The sequence below is a fragment of the Herbivorax alkaliphila genome (assembly GCF_030848475.1).
Classification (GTDB): Bacteria; Bacillota; Clostridia; order Acetivibrionales; family Acetivibrionaceae; genus Herbivorax.
Genome location: NZ_JAVDDS010000081.1, coordinates 1 through 7,826, shown reverse-complemented (window position 1 = coordinate 7,826; position 7,826 = coordinate 1). Strand labels below are relative to the sequence as shown.

Genomic DNA, 7,826 nt, shown 5'->3' with positions numbered 1-7,826 from the left:
GCATGATAGTCATGAGGATGACCACCATGAGCATGATAGTCATGAGGATGATCACCACGAGCATGATAGTCATGAGGATGACCACCACGAGCATGATAGTCATGAGCATGACCACCACGAGCATGAAATAGAAGATGCGAATTTTTTACTTATTTCAGGATGGGCTGCTATTATAATAATCTTCTTAGTGGGTATTTTTATAGAATCAATAGGAACAGCTTTAATAATAAAATTTTTCAACAAAATAAGACCTGATATAACAAATCAAAACAATACAGTAGCTGACAAGTAATTTTACTTATAAAAAAAGAGTTGGGTTGTTTGTCTAAAAGCAAACACTAATTCTTAAGTGGAGTATTTGAAATATAAGTAGATAAAAAGTACAGGAGTATTATAAATGCATTATTTAGCAGAGATAGACAGTATTTCGAATAGCGGGAACAGTATATTTCATCGTTTAAAAGCTGTTAGTAAAATGTTTTTTGCCCTTTTTGTTTTAATGGCTATAGTGGTTTCAGATAATATAATAATGATAGGTGGAGTCATGATTGTTCTAATGGGAATATTGATATTTTCCAAAATTCCTTTAAAGACAGTTTGTGTACTAGCATTATACCCAGCTTTTTTTAGCTTGATTTTTGCAGCTATAATGATGCAACAGTCTGTACAAGCTGGTGTGCTTGTAATATTTAAGGCTGTTGGGGCAGCATTGAACATGATACTACTTATAACTACTACATCGTACATAGATATATTTAAGGTGTTGTCTATTTTTTTACCAGACCTTTTAGTTGATATATTTCTTTTTACATATAGGTCTTTATTTATTTTTATCGATCAGATAGGCAACCTTATTAAAAGTATGAGACTTAGAGGTGGCTATAGATCTTTTAATATTTTTGCAAATTTAAAAAATGTAGCTGGAGCCTTAGGTGTTATGGTTATACACTCAATTGATATGAGCAATCGTATGTATCAAATTTTTTCTCTTAGAGGATATGACGGGGGAATTATAAATAACTATAAGTGTAAAAAGTTTTGTTTGCTAGACTATTTATATATAACCCTGTCTATAATTATTTTAACAGGAGTGATTGTTTTTTGAATGCTATTGTAAAGGTAAATTGCTTAAAACATTTTTATCCAGATAAAACTAAAGTACATCTTTGTGGCTTGGAATTTTTAGTTAATCCAAGTGATCGGGTAGTTGTTTTAGGTCCTAATGGATCAGGTAAAACTACGCTTATTTCTCATATTCTTGGTTTGTTAAAAGCAGTTGATGGGACAGTTGAAGTTATGGGAATGGATCCTTATAAAAATTTTGAGAAAATTAGAAAAAATATAGGAGTTGTATTTCAAAATGTTGATGAGCAGATTATAGGACCTACAGTATACGATGATATTGCTTTTACCATGAGAAATGATAAAGTGGATAAAGGTGAAATTGATAAAAGAGTTAAAGAAATAGCTTCTTTATTAAAGATAGAAGATATTCTAAATAAAGTTCCACACTATTTAAGTGGTGGACAAAAGAAAAAAGTAGCACTAGCAGGTGCGATTGTTAATAGCCCTAAAATACTGGTAATGGATGAACCCTTTGACTCTTTAGATGTCACTTCAAAAAGTGACATCTTATCACTTCTAAATAAAATAAATAAGGAGTTTGGAATAACGCTTATTATTACAACCCACGATTTAAATATTGTTTCAGAAGTTGCAGATAAAATTTACTTGATTAGCGATGGGAAAATAATAAGTGGAGAAGGACCAAAAGAACTTTTAAGCAACATTGAACTTTTTGAAAAGGTAGGACTTGAGGCACCTCTTTTGTCAAAGCTTTTTAATAAGTTAAGAAAAAAGGGAATAGATGTTGAAATACCTGTAGATATTAAAGATGCAGAAGAGCAATTATTAAAAATCATAAACTGAAAACCCGAGACAGGGAAGACAGTAAAAATCATAAACTGAAAACCCGGAAGACAGGGGGACGGTTCTCTTGTCTCAATTTTTGAATTGAGACAAGAGAACCGTCCCCCTGTCTTCCCAAAAAAAGAACCGTGGCATTCTAAGGTTAGAAGGGAGAATGCACGGTTTATTAGGGGAGTAAATATATATACTTTAAAATGTTATTTTTGATTGTCAGATTAAGTATCGATAAAAACCAAAAATTACTTTAGTACTTTTTTAAAAGTTTTTTAAAAAAATTAGATTTTTAATTTAAATTTATGTGGAAGATTTATTATAATCCTGTGCACTAAAGAAATATCCAGTAACGCCATCTGAATCTAAAAGTGCAGGCACAATTGCACCAGGGATTACTGTGTCAACTTCATGGTCAGCATTTGGGCCACCAAGGTCTGTTTTTAGCCAACCTGGGTCTAGCATGTTTACCAAAACTCCTGTATCTTTTAATTCAAATGCCAGTTCTTTTGTAAACTTATCTAAGGCTACTTTTGAAACGGAATAAGGACATAGACTTGGTTGGTTTTCCATACCTGTAGTTAGGTTTACAATCCTGCCATATCTTTTGCTTTTCATATCCTGTCCAAATGCTGTACAAAATTGTACTGGGGTATAAAAGTTGATTTGCATGATTTCGTCCCAGTCTTTGCGAGGAATTTCCCATATAGGTTTAAATTTAGCCATTATAGCTGCGTTATTATAAAGAATATCAATGTTTCCAATTTTATTTTTTACAGTTTCAATTATATTTTCAACAGCTTCTGGGTTTGAAAGTTCTCCCGATACAGAGTATGTTTTTACCCCTGTTTCCTTTAAAAGTTCAATTGTTTTAAAAGTATTTTCTTCTTTTCTTCCATGGACAATAATATTACAACCTTCCTTTGCAAGGGCAATTGCAGTTTTTTGACCTATCCCCCTAGAAGAACCTGTTATAAGTGCAAGTTTTCCCTCTAGTTTTTTCATGCTACCCATCCTTTCATTTGGTATTGTTTGATTTACTGTTCTTAACATAACATTGGTAGAACCTACACAATTATAACATATCCAAAGGTTGGCTACAATTAAAGTAGAGAGTTTAGTTGTATAAATTAAAAGTAATAATATGTGATTAGAGGGGGGCTGCTTTTAAGATCTATATCAAAGTATAAATTTTAACAGTGTTGACGAAGTAAAGTGGTAAGTAGTAGAATATAATAGCTGAAAAAATTAAATTTTATGTGACAAGAAAGAAAGGAGAAAATAGCTATGGCGAATATAAAGTTTGAAATAAAAGAGAAGCTTGGAGTTTTGTCAGAGTCAGGAAGAGGATGGACTAAAGAATTAAATTTAATTAGCTGGAACGGAAAAGAGCCTAAATATGATTTAAGAGATTGGGATCCTGAACACGAAAAAATGGGTAAGGGTACTACATTGACAGAAGAAGATTTAAAAGAATTAAAAAAGATTTTAAATGAAATGGACATATAAAATAGTAATAGCTTTGTATATTGTATTCTAAAAATATATAGTTTAAAATACTAATTATTAGTAGTTAATATTTTTAAATATAGGGGCGAGTAAAATGGGATGTTTAGGTAATATTATTTGGTTTATATTTGGAGGTCTTATATCGGCATTAATCTGGATGTTAGCAGGATTAATTATGTGCATAACAATTATAGGTATACCATTTGGGATCCAGTGTTTCAAAATTGCTGTACTTGTTTTGTGGCCTTTTGGCAAAGAAATAAAAAGTGGCAATTTTGGGGTAGGAGGACTTTTATTGAACATTATCTGGATTATTTTTTTGGGATGGGAACTTGCAATAATGCACCTTATAATAGGGGGATTTTTTTGTATAACAATTATAGGAATACCTTTTGGAATTCAGCACTTTAAACTTGCAAAACTTGGTTTAGTACCATTTGGTGCCGATATTCGATGAAATTCTGGGATGTTTTATACATAAAGGGGTTAAATCTATAAAATTGTAAATTTATCTATTATTTTGAGAGAAAAAGAAAATGTACTAGAAGAACAAGGTTTACTGTGGTATGATATTATGAGTGAGAGTTAATTTAAGGTCTTAGTACTGTGTTATAATCAAGTGTTAATAGATATTTATACAAATTAATTCCGAATAATGAATGAGACAAGCTATTGGGAGTGATTATAATTGAGTGATAAATACATCAATATGGAGAAAAGATGGGATGATTTAAAAAAAAGAATAAATGCTTTTGAAAATGCGGATGAAAGAATTCAGATAGATAATGTTGAAAAAAACAAATGGAAAAGCTTGATGTATGCTCTAGCAATAAAAGATAGAGTGATTTTATACTTACTCAACAGTAATTGGCAAGAAACCAAAGAAAAAGTGCTATTAGGAGAAAGATATGCTAAAATTGCCTTGGAAAAGAAGCAAATAGAGGTGGCACCTGGTGTAAGAGTAGGTCAGGTACATGCTAAAAGCATTCAATATGAACTGTTGTATTTTTTTAATTGGCTTAACTCAGGAAAAGAGGATAAAAAATCACTGTCTCAGGCACTTAAACATATTATGCAGTTTGCTGATGAATTGTGGATAAAAAAAGTTCCAAATTGGAAAAGTGCTTGTACTGAAGTTGTTGCTTTAGCAATTAAAGCAGGAGAATTTGATATAGCAAATAAATATTTAGATACAGCTTTTCAAAGACAGAGAGATCAAAAGCTAGAAAGAGAAGTGATATATGATAAAAAGTTATTTTACAACTATATTTTAGAGAGTTTATCTTTGCCTATGAATTTAGATATTAAAAACTTAATAAAGGATTGTTATGTACATTACTTTGATGAACTTACAAAAGGAAATAAAAGGCTATTTAATGAATATAAATCAATTAATGAGCAGATTGAAATGGCGTATATTTGGTTTAAATATTTTAGTGACTATACTTGGGGAAGTGTTTCGCCATATACAGTAATTCAAAGTATACGTTATGGCAAAGATATTAATGTATAATTAAAAGTTAGGGTTGTAAAAATCACATAATCTTTCCGTATGCATATTTTATATAATAAACTTAATGTTTTTATGGAGGGATTTTTCATGTCAAAAGGTAAAGTTCGGCACATGTTTCCAGGTGGCAATACTTCTCAAGGGTTTTTTAGCTACTATGATTACATAATAACTCAGGAAGAAGCTGATAGAATAATTTGTATAAAAGGTGGCCCAGGTGTTGGGAAGTCTACTTTTATGAAAAAAATAGGAAATCAAGTTTTAGATATGGGATATAATCTTGAATTTATGCACTGCTCAAGTGACAATGACAGTTTAGATGGGGTTGTAATACCTGAATTAAAAGTAGCACTTTTAGATGGTACAGCTCCACATGTGGTGGTCTTTTAAACACAAAACTATATTTCATTTTCTTTTTTTAATATGTCTTCATATAATTTTTGAGATATTCTATATCCTTTTTCTAACAATACGTCAATATAAGGTTTTATTTTATCTACCTTTTTTTCATATTTAGTAATCTTTAAAACACCTAATGTACCTATAGGCGTCAATAAAAAAGACTTTGTCCTGTTTCTTGTTGTTTTTTCATCAACTTGTGTATAAGTTAATTATACCACACTAAAGTTTGAATTTTTACTAAAACAACCAATGAAGCTTAATCTTCTGCCCTGAATCTTTGTTTTTTTCGCCTATTTCGATATAATCGATAAACTCATTAACTATTATGTGATTGATTTGTTTAAAACCCTTATATTTTTTAACAATTTCAGACCATTTATTAATGTTTTTAGAGTTTTCAATGAACTCATTAATGTTTTTATTAAGCTCTTCTTTTCTTTTAAGTAACTGATTCTTTTCGTCTAAAAAACTATTGTTGAGTTCTATAAATTGCTCATTTGTAATATTTGCCTTTACTTTATCAATATACAGATTCTTTAATATTAAAGAGTTTTGATCTATCTTCTGCATAATACTTGAAATTTCATTTTTCATTTTCTCAAATTTGTTGTTTAAGTTTGATTCTGATTTTAGTTTGTTAATAATACTGTTTTCATCAAGATAGCTGTTTATATATTTGATTATTCGTTCTGTGATTATTTCTTCTAGTTCATCAAGTCTTATACTGTGACTAGTACATAAATTTTTATTACCTAAAGAGTAAGTTTTACATCTCAAATAAATATATCTTTTATTCCCTCTAAAAGTAGTAACTTTATTCATTGTAGAACCACAATCTAAACATTTAACCTTTGTAGAAAAAATATGTGCCTGTCCTTTACCTGTGCTTCTCTGCCTAGATGATATACGCCTTTGCACTTCATTAAATGTTTCTTTGCTTATTATTGGCTCATGTGTATTTTCTATTCTAATCCATTCTTCTTGTGGAGTTGAAATTATCTTTTTTGATTTATAACTTACTTTTTTTCTTTTTCCCTGTATCATATTTCCTATATACATTTCATTTTTTAGAATGCGTTTAACTGTTGTTTTATTCCACAATCCGAAATTATTCTTTGCACTTGAATTTTTAAAATTCAAACCTACATTTTGTTTATATTTTGTAGGATTAAAAATTCTTTTTTCGTTTAGCATATATGCAATGTGTTGTGTTCCATATCCTTCTAAATACCATTCAAATATCATTTTTATTACCTGGGCTGTTTCGTCATCAATTAGTAAATTATTTTTGTTTTCAGGGTCTTTTTTATAGCCATAACAAGCAAATGAACCTATGAATTTACCTTCATTTCTTTTTACATCAAATACGGACTTTATATTTTCAGATACATCTTCACAATACCATTCATTCACAAGCCCATTTATTTGGCGTTGTTTTTTGTTTCCCTTATTTAAAGTATCAGAGCTATCAGCTAAGCCAATAAACCTAATACCCCACTCTATAAATTTATTATGGAAGTATTTCTCAACTACTTCCATGTCCCTTGTGAATCTGGCTTGACTTTTGCATAATATAATATTAAACTTTTTTTCTTGTGCTTCTTGTATCATGTTATTCCATTCAGGTCTATCACTGTCAAGTCCAGAAAAATCATCATCAGAATATATTTTATAAATACTCCATCCCTGATCAAGGCTATACTTAGTAAGCATATTCTTTTGGTTTTGAATACTTTCTGAATCGCTAGTGGGAATGGATTTATTTTTGTCTTCATCTGACAATCTACAATATATTGCAACTTTAACCATAGTTATAACCTCATGAGTACTTTACTTACAGCAAAACAGATAGTTATGAGATGTTACCTCTAACTTTTTACATATTTATAAGGCTTCGTAAGTTATTATTTTAAGCTACATGTTTTACAATAATCCTTTTGGATATTGTAAAATCATGTTCCTTGATTCATGAATTACATATAAACTTTATTGATAATATTTATTGTAATTCATATATTTTGTTTGCTTCTGTTTTTCTGATTATATTAATTAATATTTTCTCAATACTCTTTTTTTTGCTTTGAGTATCTTTTGAATCAAATACCTCTTCGACTATGTATTTAGTTTTTTTCATATATAAATAAACCCCCATCAAAAGCCATTTATCCAATATATTATTCTAAAACATTTATTTCTGTGACTTAACCTGCAGATTTAACAAGCCATTATTCTAATGTCTGTTTAGTAGGAATTAATACTTTTCTACCAACTCGTACATTTAGTATTTGCTGTTCATTTATAAGTTCATAAGCCTTATTCATTCAGATGTTTAAAATTTTAGCGGTTTCATTTACTGTAAAAAGCATTTTGTGTTTAGTTGTAGTTTTTATGTTTTATATGATAATATTGTATTAAACATAGTTTGTGGTACCGTTGATAATTTCGACTGTTAAAAATTAATATCGGGCGGGAAAATCTAAATAAA

At 29.6% G+C, this 7,826-nt stretch carries 10 protein-coding genes and 1 pseudogene; 7 read left to right on the top strand and 4 right to left on the bottom strand.

Annotation, left to right across the window (positions count from 1 at the left end; translation table 11 throughout):
* The 3 genes from RBH29_RS16795 to RBH29_RS16785 form a co-directional block, all read left to right on the top strand.
* Positions 1-292, top strand: a 292-nt coding sequence (locus RBH29_RS16795) for a hypothetical protein (RefSeq protein WP_306698158.1), incomplete at its 5' end; no start/stop codon positions are given.
* A gap of 105 nt (positions 293-397) precedes the next feature.
* Positions 398-1,105, top strand: a complete 708-nt coding sequence (locus RBH29_RS16790; RefSeq protein WP_306698157.1) for an energy-coupling factor transporter transmembrane component T family protein — start codon at positions 398-400, stop codon at positions 1,103-1,105.
* A complete protein-coding gene (locus tag RBH29_RS16785) occupies positions 1,102-1,929 on the top strand; it encodes an energy-coupling factor ABC transporter ATP-binding protein (RefSeq protein WP_306698155.1) in 828 nt (275 codons plus the stop codon). The genes RBH29_RS16790 and RBH29_RS16785 overlap by 4 nt, the downstream gene beginning before the upstream one ends.
* 294 nt (positions 1,930-2,223) lie before the next feature.
* Here RBH29_RS16785 and RBH29_RS16780 read toward each other — a convergent pair whose 3' ends face one another.
* Positions 2,224-2,973: an SDR family NAD(P)-dependent oxidoreductase gene (locus RBH29_RS16780; protein WP_306698154.1), complete on the bottom strand. Its 750-nt coding sequence runs from the start codon at positions 2,971-2,973 to the stop codon at positions 2,224-2,226.
* Positions 2,974-3,207: 234 nt separating this feature from the next.
* Here RBH29_RS16780 and RBH29_RS16775 point away from each other — a divergent pair, with 234 nt between their 5' ends.
* From RBH29_RS16775 to RBH29_RS16760, 4 genes and pseudogenes are all read left to right on the top strand, one after another.
* Positions 3,208-3,429, top strand: a complete 222-nt coding sequence (locus tag RBH29_RS16775; protein ID WP_306698153.1) for a YdbC family protein — start codon at positions 3,208-3,210, stop codon at positions 3,427-3,429.
* 94 nt (positions 3,430-3,523) lie between these two features.
* Positions 3,524-3,886, top strand: coding sequence for a YccF domain-containing protein (locus RBH29_RS16770; RefSeq protein WP_306698152.1), 363 nt, complete (start codon positions 3,524-3,526; stop codon positions 3,884-3,886).
* Positions 3,887-4,117: 231 nt separating this feature from the next.
* Positions 4,118-4,942 (top strand): hypothetical protein, encoded by an 825-nt coding sequence (locus RBH29_RS16765; RefSeq protein ID WP_306698151.1) that lies wholly within the window; start codon positions 4,118-4,120, stop codon positions 4,940-4,942.
* Between the two features lie 87 nt (positions 4,943-5,029).
* Positions 5,030-5,320, top strand: a pseudogene (locus RBH29_RS16760) (hypothetical protein); the annotation flags it as partial.
* Between the two features lie 17 nt (positions 5,321-5,337).
* Here the strand turns inward: RBH29_RS16760 and RBH29_RS16755 are convergent.
* From RBH29_RS16755 to RBH29_RS16745, 3 genes are all read right to left on the bottom strand, one after another.
* The gene (locus RBH29_RS16755) at positions 5,338-5,493 is read right to left on the bottom strand and encodes a DUF3368 domain-containing protein (protein ID WP_306698150.1); all 156 of its coding nucleotides are present in this window, start codon (positions 5,491-5,493) and stop codon (positions 5,338-5,340) included.
* A gap of 85 nt (positions 5,494-5,578) precedes the next feature.
* A complete protein-coding gene (locus tag RBH29_RS16750; RefSeq protein ID WP_306698149.1) occupies positions 5,579-7,150 on the bottom strand; it encodes a recombinase family protein in 1,572 nt (523 codons plus the stop codon).
* 190 nt (positions 7,151-7,340) lie between these two features.
* Entirely contained in the window at positions 7,341-7,475 is a 135-nt protein-coding gene (locus RBH29_RS16745) for a hypothetical protein (protein ID WP_306698148.1), read from the bottom strand.
* Between the last annotated feature and the right edge of the window lie 351 nt (positions 7,476-7,826).